Source organism: Paenibacillus amylolyticus (assembly GCF_047302515.1).
GTDB lineage: Bacteria > Bacillota > Bacilli > Paenibacillales > Paenibacillaceae > Paenibacillus > Paenibacillus amylolyticus_G.
Map to the genome: position 1 here is coordinate 717,439 of NZ_CP168019.1, position 17,248 is coordinate 734,686.

At 42.7% G+C, this 17,248-nt stretch carries 12 protein-coding genes; 11 read left to right on the plus strand and 1 reads right to left on the minus strand.

What is annotated here, in order from left to right:
* Positions 1–10 precede the first annotated feature (10 nt).
* The 6 genes from ACDJ59_RS03170 (at position 11) to ACDJ59_RS03195 (ending at position 9,142) form a co-directional block, all read left to right on the plus strand.
* Positions 11–4,120 carry a TIGR02680 family protein gene (locus tag ACDJ59_RS03170; protein ID WP_413407617.1) on the plus strand — a complete coding sequence of 1,370 codons (4,110 nt, stop codon included), beginning with the start codon at positions 11–13 and terminating at the stop codon, positions 4,118–4,120.
* Positions 4,121–4,128: 8 nt separating this feature from the next.
* Positions 4,129–5,538, plus strand: coding sequence for a DUF2399 domain-containing protein (locus tag ACDJ59_RS03175; protein WP_413407619.1), 1,410 nt, complete (start codon positions 4,129–4,131; stop codon positions 5,536–5,538).
* Between the two features lie 107 nt (positions 5,539–5,645).
* Positions 5,646–5,915, plus strand: a complete 270-nt coding sequence (locus ACDJ59_RS03180; protein ID WP_413407621.1) for a hypothetical protein — start codon at positions 5,646–5,648, stop codon at positions 5,913–5,915.
* 196 nt (positions 5,916–6,111) lie between these two features.
* On the plus strand, positions 6,112–7,149 hold the full coding sequence (locus ACDJ59_RS03185; protein WP_413407623.1) for an ROK family protein: 1,038 nt from the start codon (positions 6,112–6,114) through the stop codon (positions 7,147–7,149).
* 305 nt (positions 7,150–7,454) lie between these two features.
* Positions 7,455–8,654 carry an MFS transporter gene (locus ACDJ59_RS03190; protein WP_413409704.1) on the plus strand — a complete coding sequence of 400 codons (1,200 nt, stop codon included), beginning with the start codon at positions 7,455–7,457 and terminating at the stop codon, positions 8,652–8,654.
* Positions 8,655–8,758: 104 nt separating this feature from the next.
* Positions 8,759–9,142, plus strand: a complete 384-nt coding sequence (locus tag ACDJ59_RS03195) for a hypothetical protein (RefSeq protein WP_413407624.1) — start codon at positions 8,759–8,761, stop codon at positions 9,140–9,142.
* 170 nt (positions 9,143–9,312) lie between these two features.
* Here the strand turns inward: ACDJ59_RS03195 and ACDJ59_RS03200 are convergent, their stop codons facing one another.
* Positions 9,313–9,918 carry a DedA family protein gene (locus ACDJ59_RS03200; RefSeq protein WP_211082661.1) on the minus strand — a complete coding sequence of 202 codons (606 nt, stop codon included), beginning with the start codon at positions 9,916–9,918 and terminating at the stop codon, positions 9,313–9,315.
* A gap of 836 nt (positions 9,919–10,754) precedes the next feature.
* Between ACDJ59_RS03200 and ACDJ59_RS03205 the strand changes: the two genes are divergently transcribed.
* The 5 genes from ACDJ59_RS03205 to ACDJ59_RS03225 all read left to right on the plus strand — a co-directional run bounded on the left by ACDJ59_RS03205 (position 10,755) and on the right by ACDJ59_RS03225 (position 17,142).
* Positions 10,755–11,057, plus strand: coding sequence for an AbrB/MazE/SpoVT family DNA-binding domain-containing protein (locus ACDJ59_RS03205; protein ID WP_215076301.1), 303 nt, complete (start codon positions 10,755–10,757; stop codon positions 11,055–11,057).
* A complete protein-coding gene (locus ACDJ59_RS03210) occupies positions 11,054–11,389 on the plus strand; it encodes a type II toxin-antitoxin system PemK/MazF family toxin (protein ID WP_017687002.1) in 336 nt (111 codons plus the stop codon). The genes ACDJ59_RS03205 and ACDJ59_RS03210 overlap by 4 nt, the downstream gene beginning before the upstream one ends.
* A gap of 299 nt (positions 11,390–11,688) precedes the next feature.
* On the plus strand, positions 11,689–14,856 hold the full coding sequence (locus ACDJ59_RS03215; protein ID WP_413407628.1) for a GNAT family N-acetyltransferase: 3,168 nt from the start codon (positions 11,689–11,691) through the stop codon (positions 14,854–14,856).
* Positions 14,843–15,721 (plus strand): amidohydrolase family protein, encoded by an 879-nt coding sequence (locus ACDJ59_RS03220; RefSeq protein ID WP_289390083.1) that lies wholly within the window; start codon positions 14,843–14,845, stop codon positions 15,719–15,721. The genes ACDJ59_RS03215 and ACDJ59_RS03220 overlap by 14 nt, the downstream gene beginning before the upstream one ends.
* A 257-nt stretch (positions 15,722–15,978) precedes the next feature.
* Positions 15,979–17,142 (plus strand): iron-containing alcohol dehydrogenase, encoded by a 1,164-nt coding sequence (locus ACDJ59_RS03225; RefSeq protein WP_413407630.1) that lies wholly within the window; start codon positions 15,979–15,981, stop codon positions 17,140–17,142.
* The last annotated feature ends 106 nt before the right edge of the window (positions 17,143–17,248 follow it).

Here is a 17,248-nt window from a genome sequence, read left to right on the forward strand (position 1 = left end):
GGGTCTTAACTTGGAACGATGGCAAATGAAAAGAGCTGGAATCCTCAATTTTTGGTATTACGATGAAGAAGAATTCCTATTTGAAGATGGGAGGTTAATTTTACGGGGAACCAATGGTTCGGGTAAATCTGTTACTATGCAGAGTCTGATACCTCTCGTGCTAGACGGAGATAAGAGACCAGAGCGCCTCGATCCATTTGGATCGCGTGATAGACGACTTGAATATTATCTTTTGGGAGATGCAAATCAAGGTCACACAGATAGAACGGGTTATCTATGGCTTGAATTTTATCATCCATCAAAGAATTTGTACAAAACAATTGGGATTGGCATTAGGGCGCGTAGAGGAGCAACTCAGCTTGGTTTTTGGGGGTTTTTAATAGAAGATAGTAGAAGAATAAATGAAGATTTTTATCTTTATGATCGAAATTTATGGATAGAAGAAGGGAATAAGATACCGCTTAATAAGAAGGTTTTAGAAGAAAAAATAGGATCTGGAGGGCAAGTTGTCCAGGAGCAAACAGCATATCGAGATATGGTTAATAAAGCTGTATTTGGATTTAGGGAAACAGAATCTTATAAAGATTTATTAAAGTTACTGTTGGAGCTACGAAGCCCTAAGCTATCCAAAGATATGAAGCCTTCTGCAATTTATGAGATTCTTAATAAATCGTTGCCTCCTCTTATGGAAGAGGATTTAAGCTCACTCTCAGATGTTCTTGAAGATATGGATCAGATCACGGATCGTTTGGATGAACTACAACTACATGTGGCTGAACTTACTAATCTTGAAAAAAACTATGCCCGGTATAATGAGTTTTTATTATATGATGCGTCGACTGATGTAATTCATAGGTGGAAAGTTCACAATCAAATTATAAGTCAATTGAAACAGGCAGAAAAGCATTTAGAAGATTTAGAAGAGAGTAAGACTAATATTATCCAAAAATTTCTAGAGTGTAAGCAACGTCTAGGGATTGTTGAAGCTGACCTAGAAGTTCTAACTCAGGGGGAGGCGATAGGTAAACAAAAAGAATTAGAGATTTATGAAGAACAATTAAGAGAAGTCCGACAACAGGTTCAAACACTTGAAGAGAAGGTGTTTTCTAATCAAAAAAAAGTAACTAAATTAACTGATGATATTTCAGTATTATCTGAAACTTTACATCAATTAACTAAGGAACAAGAACAAAAGATTGATGAGATGGAGGATATGGCACGCATAATCGAATTCCATAGGCATGATATCTACCATGGTGTATGGGACCGCAGTATTCCTGAAGAAAATAACTGGTATAGAAGTTGGAGAGGTGATCTAGATTCACATAGGAAAAAATTAATATTTGCTCAGCAGATTGCAAGAAAAGAAGGAGAGGCATCTAGAGTTGCTAAGGATGTAGAAATTCAGCTTGGAGAAGTTCTACAACAACGACATCAAGTTGAAGAGGAACAAAATATATGTGAGCAGGAATTGGAAAAAATAAAAGAAAATATGAGATTAGACATAGTCTCTTGGTATAGAGGACTAGAATTTGTTCCCGTGCAAGAGGAATTATTAAGAGACAGTCTACGTGCTCTTACTGAGATCAGTACGGACAACCGTCAATTTGAGCCTGTAAAGCAACCTGCTATTCAAGCTTTTGAGAGGGAAAAAGAATTATATGCTCAGGAAAGAGCACGTTTGAATCAAGAAGTAGTGTCATTCAAAAAAAAGCAGCTTAGGCTTGAAGAAGAACTTGAGGAGTGGAAAGTTGCTAAAGAGCCTGAACCGCTAAAAACAGAGAAAAGACAATCTGCCAGAAGAAACAGGGGACCAAATTCTGGGGCACCATTATATGCGGTATGTGATTTTAATGATACTCTAACACAGATTCAACAAGCACAACTGGAAGCAACTTTAGAGCAGGCAGGATTGCTGGATGCCTGGATCTTACCTGGTGGTAAAGTAGAATTAATGGAGCAACAAAATACTGAAGAAGTGTGGATTCAAATTCAATCTTCAAATAAAAAAAATGGTAAGACACTTTGTTCGGTTCTACATGCAACGCCTACTGAAAAGAGTGGCTTGTCTATGGAAGATATCAATCAAGCATTAAATTCAATTAGTTGGAGAGAACAAACAGAACTACTGATTAATGAGTACGAAAAAAATCGGGCTTATGTTACTGAAACCGGTCATTTTAGTTTAGGGCCTCTGTCAGGAACTAATATCTCAAAATCACGTTCTGAATTTATCGGAGAAGCAAATCGATTACTTACAAAACAATTGGAAATGGCCAGAATTGAAGAGGAGATAAAGCACTTAAATGAACAAATAGATGATATTAATCAACAACTGGAAGAACTGAATATAAATCAGAAAAAAATGGAGTCTGAAATTAATTCTTTTCCTCCAGATGATCATTTGCAAATTCAACTGGAGTTATTTTCAAAAACAACAGTTCGGTTAGACAATCTAATGGAACAAGAAAAAAATATAGAGGAACGTTATAAGCTAAAAGTTTCAGAATGGAGAGCTTTACAAATGAGTTTGTTGGAACAAACAGCAGAGTGGTCTTTACTTAAAAATGAATCACAGATTAGCGAAGCAATAGAACAGTGTTCTGTTTATAATAGTTACATTTCTGAATTGTACTCAATTTGGATTCAGTACCGAAATAGCTCAGAAAATAAGAGGAGTAACGAAGGGCTGCTTGCGGATTTACTTTTAGATGTAGAAGAAGATCAAATGGAATTAGTAGCTAAAAAAAACCTTATTATAAAACGGGCAGAGCAAGTCAAATTGCTTAATCAAATCATTAAGGAATTAGGAATTGATGATATTCATAGGCAGATCTCAAACTTTAAAAAGGAAAGAGAGCTTTTAGGCAATGAAATTTCTAGAATACAAGATTTAAGAGAAGATCGAAGCACTCAAATAGGTGAAGCTAAACGTGATGTTGAAAACTGCAGTGCAAATCTGAGAGAGAGTGAAGATTTGCTTAATACTAAACTTGAAAAATGGACGAAAGAAGCACATTTAGGTCTAATACCTTTATCAAAAGAATTTATTGAGCTAGTTTCAAAGGAGACTTCTATAGCGAATATAGTGTTTTTTTGTGGTCGAGTGGAAAAAGAATATGGAAAATTATTTTCGAACGTCAATCAAGACCGCATAGTTAGTGATCTAACAAAAGAATTTCATACTTCAAAACCCAATTTGATCGAGTACGCAATTGAAATGGAATATGATACTCAAAATTCAAGTAGAATTGTAATTCTTTCTAAGATGGATCGTTTGCATCCAGTAACCCCAGGTTTGTTATTAAGTGAACTAAAACAACAAATTGAAGAGCAGCAAATCCTACTTACCGCTAGAGATCGGGAACTATACGAAGAGATTATTATCGGTAGTGTAGGTAAAGCTATACGCAAAAAGATTCATCGTGCCAGAGCTTGGGTAGATCAGATGAAAGATTTGATGAGGCAAAGAAATACATCAAGTGGTCTAAAACTTTCATTAAATTGGCTTCCATTGCAACGTAATAATGAAAATGAACTAGATACAGAAAAACTAGTCGATTTATTAATGTTAGACCAGCATCGGATGGATGACGAGCAAGTTGAGCAGGTTATAACGCATTTCCGTGTGAGGATTCTACAAGCAAAGCAAGAGGCACAACGGGAAGATGGCGTATTACGTAATTACATCTTTTCGCAATTAGATTATCGTAGTTGGTTTGAATTTAAGTTAGAGCATATAAAAGGAGATCGAACCAATTATACAGAACTCACTGATCCTAAGTTTAATGTCTTAAGCGGTGGGGAAAAGGCAATGGCGATGTATATCCCGTTATTCGCAGCAACGTACTCAAGATATAGTGAAGCTAACTTGGACGCTCCAAAAATTATTTCGTTAGATGAAGCATTTGCTGGTGTGGATGATGCCAATATGCGAGATATGTTTCATCTACTTACCGATATGGGCTTTGATTATATTATGACATCCCAAGTGTTATGGGGATGTTACGATACCGTACCAAGCTTAGCTATCTATGAGATATATAGGCCCAAAGATACTGAGTTTGTTACCCTGTTTCACTATCGATGGGATGGGGAGAGTAAAGTATTGATTAATTAGAGGTGACTATGGAACTTTTAAACCGTAAGACTGCCAAGCAGTATTATTCAGACCCTCTTTTTGAGAATTTGTTAAATGCAGTGTTCAACAAATACAAGGGGCAGAATGGTGTAAGAGGAAATATTCTTATAATAATAAAGTCAAATGAGGAAGCCGAAAGGCTGCAGGATTACTTTGGGGGTCGAGTAAAACAGTTGATCCATGTTGATTCTAAAGTTGAGATTCACTTAAGTTTTTTTGCAGAAGAGTTAGAACGAGGATATGATTTAACAATTCCTGATCTATATGAAGTATTATACAATACTCAATTGCTTACAAACTGTGAACAAAAAGAGTTGAAGTTATCAGTCTGGATTCAACTTTTTGAACAAGTTAAACGCGATTTTATTAATGAATTTAATATTCTTTCAGTAGAATATGAGGAATTTACCCAAAAAACGTTTAATTGGTTTAACAGATTGAAGAATGGAGATGGAGGAGGTTATAGAGTTTTAAAAAATGTGGTCGAAAAAGGAGAGAACCCGTATTCAAAATTGTTGGTTTGTATGAGTGCTTTATGGCATCTTCTTATGAGGAAGGAGGAGATGTTTGTCGAACGAGGTATTTCTACTGGGAAAATTAGATTACCTACTTTTGCAGCGCACGTTACAAAGGATCCTCATGCATTTGATAAAAAAAAGGCAAGCGGTAGGTTACTGTGGCATGCTCTTCATGATATAGATAACCATACATCAATAATCAATAAAATCGAAAAAAATGAGAGAACAGTGGTTCAAGAATATCTATTGGAACGTCAAATTTATAGGAATTTTGATGTATTGGATGATGATCTCAGTTCAATATCTCATATTTTTGTGCCCAATCTTATTAGAGGGACCTCTCCACGTACAATTAATTTAAGAGAAGTAGAAGAAATTCAGCAACTTCCAAAATATAAAGCAGTATATATCATCGAAAATCCTTCTATTATTTCTTATCTGGCAGATGAAACCATTCACTTTCTTAATGTGAATAAATTGTCTATGGAACAGCTTCCAGAAAATTTCCCAGTCCTTCTATGTACCACTGGTCAAGCAAGAGCCGCTTCTAAGTTATTCATAGAAAAATGCCTTGCTTCTAATCCAGATTGTGTTATTTATTATTCAGGCGATCTGGATGTACCAGGTGTTCAAATGTTATATGGGATGAAAGAACAGTTTACAGCAAAATTCAAAGCTTGGCGCATGGATTCTTATATATATCGTAAGTATGTTTCTCCCAAAAGTAGGCCTCTTTCCAAAGAAGATTTGAAATTTCTTATAGAAAATGAAGAAAATTTACACAGAGTGATGGTGCAATTGGGGGCAAAAGTCTATCAGGAATCGTTTAATAAAGAATTAGGTAAGGACTGGATCGAAGTCATTTGTGAAGCGATCTAATAATAAATTTAATATCAAAGATCAAGGATAAGTCAATGTGGTACGTGGTTACGTACCACATTGACTTAAAAGTCGTGTTACCCTCTCCTTAACAAAGGAGGGATGACATGACAAGTACCAACAGTGAGGATTTTGCTTCACAGTACGCACAACTCGTAAGGCAAGAACATGATTACGTTAACCAACTAGTCACATGCAACAAACTCATCTTAGACGCCATGGACATCATCGCAAAGCAGGCAGGTGTGCTAGACATGGGCACAGTGAAACAGGCTGCATATCACCTACATGCCATGGAACAGGATCTAAACCGAAAGTTATTTAAAGTCCGACTGGAGAAGAGCATCTTGGCAAATCAAATGAGCCAGTCTACATAAACCGCCTAACTAAAGGACAGTGCAGGATCACACAAGATGATCTTGAACTGTCTTTTTGCCTTTCCATCCAAACGTTTTCCGCTTCAATTAAGCATTGACTTTCCTCCCAAATCCCCCTAAACTTCAATTATTAAAACACTTTTAAAAACTTTCATTGAATGGTTCGAAATGAACGAAAGGAGGCATATAACTAACCATGTTACCTACATCACACAACACCCAACAGGTGAAGCGCATTAACGTTGAATTGGTGAAGAACACGCTCCGATCCATGGGCGTAGGCACAAAAGCTTCCATTGCGAACCTGACCAAACTCAGCGTGGCGACATGCGGCACGATCCTGAATGAGTTGCTTCAGACGGGTGAGATTATCGATCTGGGTCCAGACGAATCGAGCGGGGGAAGACCAGCGAGTCGGTACCAGTTTAATGCTGACTACGCGAGTGTGCTCTGTCTGATTATTCGAACGGAGGGCGGTATTCACTCAATCATGCATACATATGCCAATCTGAACGGAGAGATGGCGGACGAACAGACACTATTTTTGGATGAGATTAATGTCCCGGTGGTAGAGGGTCTAATTGCAAACCTGATTGAACAACACCACAATGTGCAGGCGATTGGTATCGGCATACCCGGTGTGGCACACAACGGCGTGATTGGGATTTGCGATGTACCGGAGCTAATGTATCAGCCACTCGGGCCAAGGCTCAAGGAGCAATATGAAGACGTGGAAGTGGTTATTGGCAATGACATGAACCTGACGGTCTATGGACTGTATAACCAGCAACAGTTTGAGGAAGAGAAGAACTTCGCGGTGGTGACTTTTCCCGAGAATCATTTTCCGGGTGCAGGCTTTATCATTGATGGTCGTCCGCTGACCGGGAATACGCAATTTGGGGGCGAGGTGTCCTTTTTACCTTTTGGCGTGTCACGAGAAGAGCAGTTGCGAATGTTGAAATCGACGGAAGGGTTGCAGGAACTGGTGGTACAGACGCTGGTATCCATCATCGCGATCATTAACCCGGCTACGATTGTGGTTACAGGTGATACGATGGACCCGGCTATGCGGGATGGACTGACGCAAGGTTGTCTGGATCGAATGATTCCACTGGAGCATATGCCGGAGTTGATCATCCAAAGAGACACCCGGCGGGAATATGTGACGGGGCTGGTCGCGGTGACGCTGGAGAGCCTGACCTACCGCATCCAGGTAATTGAGAAGCAGTGGTAAAGGACAAAGGAACTTTTACAAGTATTATTTTTAGGAATAAAGCTTAACTATGTTTCCTATTTCAAATGTACAAATCATTGACACGATAACGGAGAGGGCAGAACCAATCTGAAGAACGCCTTTATCCCTGTATTTTCGCCTTTAGGAACGATTCAAAAAAATACAGGGATAACAGCGGGCGGAAGATGGTACTGCAATCGTAGTTATAACGTGCAATCATTTTTCTGAACACAATGGAGGAACTTATTTTGAATCAGCAAGCAGGTACGCAAGGGAACAAACGAAAGTTCAACAAGCTGTACGCCATGCAGCTGGCAACAATCTTTCTGGGATTTATCGTATTTGGCATATCGGAAAATATTAAGGGCCCGGCCATTCCGCGAATTCAATTCGACTTCAATTTGGATGAGAAACAGCTCGGGACGTTATTGTCCCTGAACGCACTGGGGTACCTGATCGCTTGCGCATTCACGGCTATTTTGGTTCGCAAATGGGGTATCAAGGCGGTTAGCATCATATCATTTGCATCGATGATCTTATCGGGTGTGTTCATTTATGTGTCTCATACCTATCCACTCTTTGCTTCATCATACTTCTTCATGTATATCGGTAACGGCATGCTGGAGATTGCTTTGGCGATTCTGGGTGCGCGGATCTTTGTAAAAAACACAGGTACGATGATGAACCTGTCCCATTTCTTCTATGGGCTGAGTTCAACGGTAGCACCTTTGCTGGCGACGGGTGTCATGTCGTTGAGCGTGTTTGGACACGAACTGGACTGGCGCGGTATGTATCTGGTGATGTTGTCACTCTGTCTGCTGCCGATCATTGCGGCGCTGCGCAGCAAGTTTCCGGGGGACGATCTTCCTCATGAAGATCGGACTTCACTCAAGACGTTAACACGTGATCCTGCACTTTGGCTGATGGTGCTCATTCTTTCTTTTGGCGTCGTATCGGAGCTGGCGGTTGGGGGTTGGCTGGTTAATTTCCTGGAAAAAGCCTACACGTGGGACACGGTCAAAGCCTCCGGGTTATTATCTGCGTTCTTCCTCACGTTCTCGCTGGGACGACTGCTGCTTGGACCATTGACGGACCGGATCGGATTTGTATTGTCACTGATTCTGTTCTCGGCGTTCTCGGGAGTATGTACGTTCGTGGCGCTTGCAGGGGGAGAGCGTCTTGCGATTTTCTTTGCGATATCTGGCGCGGGTATAGCGATGATCTATCCAACAGTGATGGCGTTTATTGCACGCAGATATCCGAATGGGAGTGACACCGCGATTACATTCACGGTTACCTTGATGGGGGTTGGTAGTGTCATCGGTAACTATGTGATTGGCTGGGTGATTGAAGGCGTGAAGAATCTGTACGGTTCAACGACTCAGTTGGGACTGCTGCGCGGACTTCAGGCGGGATATGGATTCATCGGTTTATGTGCTGTGATCTGTGCGGCATCGGGAGTAGTGTTGTATGTGTATTTGAAAAGAAGGCAGGAACTGATTTAAATACTTATAAACCAAAGCAATAAATAATTTTTAATGGCTCTTTTCTCACTTAAACATTAGAGTGGGAAAAGAGTTTTTTTTATGAACAAGGAAGGAAATGCAAAATGAAAAGGATAGGATTATTGTTTTTAATTTGTTTATGTCCCCTTATCATTGTAGCTTGTAATCAAAAAAACAATGACGATGTTGTGGCAGAGATAGAATATCATAAGGAAGGAAATGTAATCAAAATCACTCAAAGAGACACTGTTAATCAAATTCTAAATATTTTAGAATCTGCTCAAAAGAACAAGAAGGTTATTGATGTAGGGAAAACAGACGAAAAAATAGTTGTTAATTACAGTAGCAATGATATCAAAATTTTTGATCTATACATCGATTTTGATAAGAGTGTCGGTATGGTCGTAATGGAATCTGACAGTAATTATGCTTATGAGCTATCAAGTCAGTCTATAAAAGACTTAAAAACAATTCTAAAAGGAACTTAAAATAGAAATTAATTTTTCTATCAGTATCTTATTAGTTAGATAGTCATTAAACCGATAAAACCCCACTGATCCTTAGGATCGAGTGGGGTCTTACATATAATCAGATGAATTTTAGCATACGACTATTTCAAAAAATCATCAAACTGCGCATCTCATTTCCTCAGGCAAACCTATGACTTGTTCAAAGCCGTTCTTCTTTTCCAACGTTTCAAAAGCACGTACAATCCAAAAGCGCCTAAGAAAACCACCGCTGCCGGAACGATATAAGGCTTAACAATCTCGTCCACGTGCTCCCATTGAGAGCCTAATTTGAAGCCTAGGTAGATATACAATGAGGTGATTGGAAGCATGGCCAAGAATGTAAAGATACTGAATTTAAACACATTCATCTTCGCCATTCCACATGGGATCGAGATCACGGTCCGAATACCGGGGACAAAACGTCCATAGAAAGCTACCCCGCTGCCATACTTCTCGAAGAACTTATCGGAAGCGTCCAGATGGTGGGGGCGAATCAAGAAATACTTGCCGAATTTTTCGACCATCGGTCTGCCGCCGTATCGTCCCAGGGCATACAACGTCAGAGGTCCAAACGTACCACCTACGGTACCAGCGAGTATAGCCAGCCAAAGTTTCATATCCCCAAGATACACCCAATATCCCGCCATGGGCAGTACGAGTTCAGCAGGTACGAATTCAAACGACAAGGCAATGACCAGACCTGCGTATGACAAATCTTTAAAAAAGAGTATAAATTGCGTGATCCATTCTGTCATGCTTTCCCTCCATGAATCTATCTTTTTTATATATAAAAGAAACACTCCTGTACAAAGAGTAACAATAGCGAATAGAGCTTGTCAAAGTTCACATGTATGTCCATTTCAGGGCACACTGCGGCAATATGTTTACCCATACATAAGGGTTGAATGGATTCATTGACACTTCATACGGAAGTGGGTACCGAAGCAATGATATAATCCTCTGAAAATGCTTCCAATTATAGTATGATAAGACTATCACTGGCTTCTTCACCATCCTGTACATAAAGAGAAGGAGATCAGAACATGACCGTAACTTCGATTATCGACCAGATCCATATTATTGAATACGCCCCCTCTTACGCTGCTGTGCGCAAGACCGTGGAGGCCGGATGGCCGACGGGAGTGTGGTTTTGATTTCTTTGACTATACGTGGAAAAAGGGAGATGTCTCCCTGCGGGCTGCATTTGAAAAGTTGGGTCGCGGGCTGACTGCCCTCGAAACACCGGATTACGAAATCTCTACAGAGGTCGATGATCAAGATCTGGTTTTCGGTTCCAGCTATAAAGTTCGCTATCGCATTAAGAACACTTCTGCGTCCGAACTGGAAGTCTGGACTTCATTTTTTTCGTCTAAGGCTTACAGCTGTTTTTCATTGTTGGGGATGATCTGACTGGGAAACCTCGTTTCGACCAAATGAGGTTTTTTTATATGCTTATTTTGCTTTATACCAATGGTATATCTATTCATAATCATAGGCTGTACAATCATTATTTTATGGTTGAATACAATGTATCCTTTTATTGTTTCATGTATATCATATAGATATACAACTGTAGGGAGGTGAGGTATAATTGGAGCATCAACCAAACGAAAGGCGTGGGATTGCCATGACTACAGCCACACTTAGCAAATGGGGAAATAGCAGTGCAATTCGCATTCCTAACCAATTGCTTAAGCGTCTTAATCTGGAAGAAGGCTCGGAAATCGAGATTTTGGTGACAGAAGATAATGAATTGTTGTTGCGTCCAAAAACCAAGCCTGTAGAGTCCAATGAGGAACTACGTAACCATCTAAAGACTTTGCTCTCTAAAGTGAAACAGGATACAAGACATGAAGAAATAGACTTTGGTACTGAAGGGAACGAGTTACTTTGATTATTCCCAAACGAGGCGATCTGATATGGCTTGACTTTGATCCTCAAGCGGGTCACGAGCAAGCCGGGAGACGACCGGCTATTGTTCTATCGGAACTTGAATTCAATGAAATAACGGGTTTTGCCGTTGTATGTCCCATAACGAGCCAAGCCAAGGATTATCCTTTTGAAGTTACACTACCAGAAGAGCTGCCATTTTCAGGTGTTGTTTTGACGGATCAGTTGAAGAGTCTTGATGTGCGGCAACGACGTATCCAAATTGCGGGGCATGCCGAACCAACCTCTGAATTTATGAAATCAGTTCTACGCAATGTCCGTTCTATATTGGCATAATTGAAAATTAGTAGCTGATCATATTCCTAAATCCATGTCTAACTAAAAGACGTGGATTTTTTCTTTCATGCCTAAATAGATTCGTCCATCCTTGACGCTTCTAACAAGAGCTTCCGAAAGGCACATATAAGTTGGAAAGAAAGATTTTTAATTCTCTGAAAATGCTTCCATTTATAGTATGATAAGACTATCGCTAGCTTCTTCAAACATGGCATGTATTATCTCTGCGGCTATCGGGCAAAGGCCATATCGAAAGTTCACAAAGACCATCCTATAGATAAAGATAAGGAGATCCAAATATGACAGTAACTTCGATTATTGATCAAATCCATATTATTGAATACGACCCCTCTTACGCTGCCGCACTCGCGGATATGTGGAACCGTAGTAATGAAAGCTGGGGAGGGGGCACCAACCTTAGAACAGAGGAAACAGTTCGCCGGGAGATGGAGAGTTCGTCCAATCTTTATGTGTTTCTAGCCGTTCATGAGAAAGAGGTTGTTGGCTTCTGCAGTTTTGCCCATTACCGCTATGATGAGAGAGCGCTATATGTACCACTGCTTAACGTACGCCCCGACTATCACGGTTATAAGGTCGGACGTAATCTGATCCTGAATGCTGTGCGCAAGACCGTGGAGGCCGGATGGCCCCGCCTGGATCTGTTCACATGGGCAGGCAACACGAAGGCTGTACCGATGTACAAGAAATGTGGATTCTTCTGGGAGAAAAAAGATGATAATGTGCATCTGATGAATTTCATCCCTACCATTTTGCAGACCGAAGCACTCACTCCTTATTTTGAGGAGTTGGATTGGTATGCAGACAGCACGCGTGAACTCGTGGTCGAGCCGGATGGCCGACGGGAGCGTGGTTTTGATTTCTTTGACTACACGTGGAAAAAGGGAGATGTCTCCCTGCGGGCTGAATTTGAAAAGTCGGGTCGCGGGCTGACTGCCCTCGAAACACCAGATTACGAAATCTCAACAGAAGTCGATGATCATGATCTGGTATTCGGTTCCAGCTATAAGGTTCGCTATCGCATTAAGAACAATTCTGCGTCCGAACTGGCGGTTGAGATCGAGGGTGAGGATAACAAAAACATTCGATTTGCGCTGGACGTTGCACGAGCAGTGGCTTCGGGAGAAACCATCATCGTGGAAGGTGAGTTCCACGTTGATCCAATTACAGAGGAACAGAATAACAATAAGACTCATCCCGTGGTTGCCAGCACCTGGTTGATCGGCGGTAAGAAAGCGGAGTTCAGGTTAGGTATTGCCCCGAAATTCCCGGCCAAGATCAAGACCATCTTGCCTGTGAAGGAACTCTATCCAGGTATTCCGGATGAGTTGGTTCTGAACGTGGAAAATAATGTGGATGCAGAAACGGAGTTCAGCTTGGACCTGCCTGCGGGTGAATTCCTTGAATGGGCAGAGCGTTCGGTGCGCTTTACAGTGCCTGCCAAAGGCAAAGTGTCTGTGCCAGTACCTTTCACCTTGCGTTCATATGGTCTCTATTCCCAAGAAGTAGAAGTGACGGCAATCCCAGCGGGGAACCATGCGATCTCTTTTACAAGCAAACTTTCTGTACTGATGAAGGGAATCGAAGGGAAATATGGCGGGCAGATTGAGGATCAATGGGTGGCTGTTAACGGCGCATTCTCGCTCCATATGAACAAGCAAGATAATAACATGTGGATTGAATATCCCGGTTCCCGTCATTCATTCTGGTGGACTTATCCGAAGCTGGGTAAGCCGTTTGCCGAAGAGTTATCCAAGAAACAAGCAAAAGAAGTGAATATTTATCCCGAAGGGGAACGTCAGGTTCTTGAAGCACTGTATGACTCGGAGGATTTCCCTGGCTTGCAGATCAAGTCGGTGGTCAAGCTGTCTGCGAATGGAGTCGCCGAATTCCACCACGAGGTTGAAAATACACGAGATACAGCCTGGGAAGAGGACCTGTATCTAATGAATAACTTTGGGTTCTATGGTAGCAGGTTAATTCTCCCGTACCAAGATCGTTTTGTGGATATGGGGGATTCTTACGCTGGCGATCCGAGCCATTGGGACAGCGCCCAAATCACGGAGAACTGGCTGTTCTGTAAGGAGGAGTATGGTGCCAGCGGTATCTATTGGGACCTTTCTCTGAAGTTGCTTCGCCCGGAATACACGCTGGGGTTTCAGCATGAGCTTGGCCGTATTCCCGCAGGAGCCGTTGTGCGGACAAAAGCAACTGTATATGCTTTGAACACGTTTGCGAAGTGGCAGGATTTCCGTGCGTTTGCACGTAAGCAGCGTAACCCGGTCATTCCGTTGCTGGACAGTCATCTGGATCTGACACTAAGTGAGGGGAATCCATTTGCACCAGACGTGCTGCAAGCAACGTTGACTGAACACAAACTGGTTCCGCTTGCGGGCAAGCTGGAGCTATATGTGCAACAGGGTGGCGAACCGGAGGTTATGGCAAATGCTAAGGAATTCAGTCCGGAGCAGAACCTAAACTCCGCCAAGCTGACATTTTCACCAGACGAAGCGGACCGAGACCAGCACGTGAGTGGTTGGAAAGTTCGTGGGCTATACCGGGGCGAAGATCGGATTCAGGAGCGAACTGCCCTTTGGTTCCCGCAGAGCGGAACAGAGGTGAAGCAGAAGATTGAAGAAGGTTCTGCTGGACCTTTGTACACTGTAGACAATGGAGTGTTGTCTATCGCTGTTGCTCCTGTATTCGGGAGTGTAGTACATTCCCTGCAATATGCAGGAGAAGAATGGCTGGATAGCTCGTACCCTGAACCGGCTCCACGCTCGTGGTGGAATCCGTGGTATGGCGGACTGGGTGTCGGGGTTCCAGGCATGAATGGTTTCAGCCGCCAGTTGGAACAAAGAGCCGCTTCCTGGACAGAGCAGAAGGATCAATACGGCAACGTCTGGAAGGGTATAAAGCTGACCACCCGGATTGAGAAGCATGAAGCGAATCGTGGAATCACGATCCACCAGCATTATCTGATGCTGCCCAGTGTTCCTGTGCTATGCACGCTGCTTGCCGTGACAAACGAAAGTGGCCTGACGCTGACGGATTACTCGCTTGCGGAGGAACGTTTCCTCCAGCCTTCATCTGTATTTGCGGAAGGTTGGATAGAGCAACCGGGTAAAGATCGATTCCCGCTGGGCAAGGTGGATGTGGGCCTGCCACTTGAAGATCTTTTGCGAGTAGGATCGGTTTCGCGTGAAAACATGCTGCATGCGGTCCATCGTTACCCGAATCAGAGTGCGTGGGGGTTTGCCAATAATCAGGTGACGGGTCTGCACGTGAATCATCATCTGACACTCCAGCACGGAGAAACGGTCTGGACGGAGCCGACATATCTGGTTCTGGGACAGATTCCGCTGAGTTCAGCGGATGTGCATGACCTTCTCAAACTGAATTTTGCAACTTCTACCGATGAAAAGGAGGCTTCACATGCCGATCATTGATATTCACATTCATCTGTCGGACATCGACAGCTTTCACCAAACAGCGATTGATCTGTCCAAAGTGGATTACTCTGCCGCTGGTCTGAAAGCGGAGTTTGATAAGAACGACGTCATACTGGGTATCGGGATGGGGGTTACGGAGCAGACGAAGGGAGCGTTCCCGGATTCCAGTTCCCCTAACCCGATGGGACTTGATCTGGAAGAGAAGGTTCCGTCATTCCTCATGGAATGCGTGGGCATCAATCCCAATGCGCTAGATGGTAAAAACGCTCAGGACGAGCTTGACCGGATTGAAGCAAGACTGCAATCCCCTGAAGTAGCCGGAATCAAACTCTATGCCGGATACTATCATCATTATGTGTATGACAAAATCTATACCCCGGTCTATGAACTCGCAGCCAAGTATAACTTGCCTGTTGTCATCCATACGGGAGACACGTATTCCATGAATGGGTTGCTCAAATATTCGCATCCACTGACGGTGGATGAATTAGCCTTGCAGCAACGCGGTGTGAACTTCATGATCTGTCATCTGGGTGATCCATGGGTGATGGATGCAGCTGAAGTGGTGGCGAAGAATCCTAACGTGTACGCGGATTTGTCTGGTCTTGTGGTGGGGGATCGGCCTCATTTTGAACGGTTCATGAACGAACCTTTATTCATGGATCATTTCCGCCGGGCCTTGGTCTATTCGGATCATTACGAGAAAATGCTGTTTGGGACCGACTGGCCGCTTGCGCCCATCGATCTGTATGCCGAATTTGTCCGCCGACTTGTACCGGAACAGCATCATGATAAAGTGTTCTACGAGAATGCCTTTGGGCTGTTTCCGCGTATTGGACAGCGGATTGCCGATCTGGGTTAGAACCTAAGTACTGAATTCTTAATATCTGAGGGGATGTAGACCATGCATGGTATGGAAGCATGCAATGGTTATATTGAATCCCTGAGATGTAAGCTCCTGCCACTTTGCTGGCAGGAGCTTTTTTGTCCAGGAGAACAGTGTTTAGCCGTGACAGACTCCATACTCATCTCCTTCTTGCCTGTATTTGTTTTTACGAATAAAGAGAACTATAATGGTGGATGCACAAAATTTCAGACTTCTTTGGAGGAACATACGTTATGAGATCTTTTCAGTTTTATAATCCGACCCGGCTGATTTTTGGCAAAGGGCAACTTCAAGCACTACAAACCGAAGTTCCAAAATACGGAAAACGTATTTTGCTTGTATATGGTGGTGGAAGCATCAAACGTAGCGGGCTGTACGATCAGGTAATCAGCCAGTTGAATGAAATCGGAGCAGAGGTTACAGAACTGGCTGGTGTGGAACCGAACCCTCGTCTGTCTACGGTTCATAAGGGTGTAGAACTATGCAGAACACATAACATTGATCTGGTTCTTGCGGTTGGCGGCGGCAGTGTACTTGACTGCGGGAAAGCCATCGCAGTAGGAGCAAAATACGATGGGGACATGTGGGATGTTGTTGTGCGTGAAGCAACCCCGGAAGGCGGACTTCCACTGGGTACAATTCTAACGATGGCAGCGACAGGCTCCGAGATGAACAACGGTTCAGTAATAACCAATCAGGACATGCAGGAAAAATGGGCATGGTTCAGCGAGTATTCTTTCCCGGCGTTCTCCATTCTTGATCCGGAGTACACATACACCGTACCACTGGATCAGACTGTATACGGCATGGTGGACATGATGTCTCATGTGTTTGAACATTACTTCCATCTGGATACCAATACACCGGTTCAGCTTGGATTCTGTGAGACGATTCTTCGTACCGTTATTGATACGGCCCCTCGTCTGATTAAAGATCCAGAAAACTATGAACTGCGTGAAACCATTCTCTACTGTGGAACAATGGCGCTTAACGATGTCCTGAATATGGGTCTTGCCGGAGATTGGGCTTCTCACAATATAGAACATGCCGTTTCGGCCGTGTACGACATTCCGCATGGGGGTGGCCTTGCAATCCTCTTCCCACACTGGATGAAGCATAATCTGGATGTGGATGTAGATCGATTCAAACGTATGGCTGTTAATGTATTTGATATTAATCCTACTGGAAAGTCGGACAAACAAGTTGCTGAAGAAGGCATTGAAGCGCTGCGTACATTCTGGACTTCGATTGGTGCCCCTAGCCGTTTGGCTGACTATGACATCGACGACAGTCAGATTGATGTGATGGCTGATAAAGCGATGCGATTCGGTCCGTTCGGATTCTTCAAAAACTTGCAGCGTGAGGATGTAGTACAAATTTATCAAGCTGCACTGTAATTGTAAAATTCACCTTCACTTTGTATAGTGAGTCACATTAAACAAGGACCTTCCTGTATTACTTAGGAACGTCCTTGTTTTTTTTATTATGACCTCACATCTTGTA

What these genes read in the sequence shown, in the direction of transcription:
- ACDJ59_RS03175 (WP_413407619.1), top strand. Translation starts at nt 4,129, where the DNA reads ATGGAACTTTTAAACCGTAAGACTGCCAAGCAGTATTATTCAGACCCT.
- ACDJ59_RS03180 (WP_413407621.1), top strand. Translation starts at nt 5,646, where the DNA reads ATGACAAGTACCAACAGTGAGGATTTTGCTTCACAGTACGCACAACTC.
- ACDJ59_RS03185 (WP_413407623.1), top strand. Translation starts at nt 6,112, where the DNA reads ATGTTACCTACATCACACAACACCCAACAGGTGAAGCGCATTAACGTT.
- ACDJ59_RS03190 (WP_413409704.1), top strand. Translation starts at nt 7,455, where the DNA reads ATGCAGCTGGCAACAATCTTTCTGGGATTTATCGTATTTGGCATATCG.
- ACDJ59_RS03195 (WP_413407624.1), top strand. Translation starts at nt 8,759, where the DNA reads ATGAAAAGGATAGGATTATTGTTTTTAATTTGTTTATGTCCCCTTATC.
- ACDJ59_RS03200 (WP_211082661.1), bottom strand. Translation starts at nt 9,918, where the DNA reads ATGACAGAATGGATCACGCAATTTATACTCTTTTTTAAAGATTTGTCA.
- ACDJ59_RS03215 (WP_413407628.1), top strand. Translation starts at nt 11,689, where the DNA reads ATGACAGTAACTTCGATTATTGATCAAATCCATATTATTGAATACGAC.
- ACDJ59_RS03220 (WP_289390083.1), top strand. Translation starts at nt 14,843, where the DNA reads ATGCCGATCATTGATATTCACATTCATCTGTCGGACATCGACAGCTTT.
- ACDJ59_RS03225 (WP_413407630.1), top strand. Translation starts at nt 15,979, where the DNA reads ATGAGATCTTTTCAGTTTTATAATCCGACCCGGCTGATTTTTGGCAAA.